Below are 1,063 nucleotides of genomic sequence, written 5' to 3'. Positions count from 1 at the left end.
CCTTTTTAATGATCCGCCCCCCCCCGATAACAACCCCACTCCCACCCCTCTTCCCCTCCCCGACGCTCTTCCGATCGCGGTGACGCCGCGGCGCCGCGGGCCGTGGGGGGGGGACGGACCGCGGCGCAGCCGTGCGCCCGGGCCGTCGGGGTCCCGGCCCGGGCCGTCTCAGCCCGGGTGGAAGGCGACCCGGACGGTCTCGTTGAAGGGGACGATCAGGCCGTTGCCCGTCTCCCAGGTCCAGGTGCGCGGGATCAGGAACATCCGGCCGCCGGAGTGGGCCAGCAGGCGCAGGCCCTCGTAGCGGTAGCGGAACCGCTCCCCCGGCTCCACGCCCGGCAGCACCGTCTCCCGCACCCCGGACCATCCCAGGTGGAGGTGCTCCGGGGTGTCCAGGACGACCGCCGGACGCCGGTAGAGGTGCCGGGCCAGCTGCTCCGCGTCGGCCGTGCCCTTCTGCTGGGCGTAGCCGCCGACCGCCCAGAACGCGCAGAGCACGACGATCACCACGCTGATCCCCAGCGCCGCCCGCTCGCCGGTCAGCGGGTACGGCGCGCCGGTGCCGCGCACGTACAGCAGCCGGGCCAGGACCGCGAGCAGCAGTCCGCCGCCGATCAGCAGCGGGGTGCCCATCGGGCCGGCGTCGAACACCTCGAAGCCGGCCAGGAAGCCGAGCATCAGCAGCGGGACGACCAGTACGACGACGGCCGAACAGGCCCGTCGCACCGTCCGGGCGCCGACCCTGCCGGCCTCGGCGGCCCTGGTCGCGACGTGGTAGCCGAGCGCGCCGACCAGCGCCCCGCACAGGGCGAACCCGGCCGGCACGTAGAGCGCGGGGGAACTGCGGAGCAGCAGGTCCTGGGTGGCGAAGCCGATCATGCCGGCGTCGATGCCGAAGTAGCCGTAGAGCGAACTGGTGTAGGCGTAGCCGAAGAAGAAGAGCAGCGCGGTGAGGAGGGTGGTCGGGGCGACCCAGGTGGCGAGCTTGGCGATCCAGTCCGACCAGGAGCGCGAGGACGGCCGCTCCGGCTCTCCCGGGGGTGCCTCCTCGGCAGGGCTCAGG

General features: G+C 73.8%; 1 protein-coding gene. It reads right to left on the bottom strand.

Annotated elements, in window-relative coordinates; translation table 11 throughout:
• Positions 1 to 168 precede the first annotated feature (168 nt).
• On the bottom strand, positions 169 to 1,063 hold an 895-nt coding region (locus ACIQOV_RS42665; protein WP_401056674.1), incomplete at its 5' end, for a hypothetical protein.

It is taken from the genome of Kitasatospora sp. NPDC091257 (assembly GCF_044757675.1).
Lineage (GTDB): Bacteria > Actinomycetota > Actinomycetes > Streptomycetales > Streptomycetaceae > Kitasatospora > Kitasatospora lactacystinica.
This window is presented reverse-complemented; position numbering and strand designations above follow the sequence as displayed.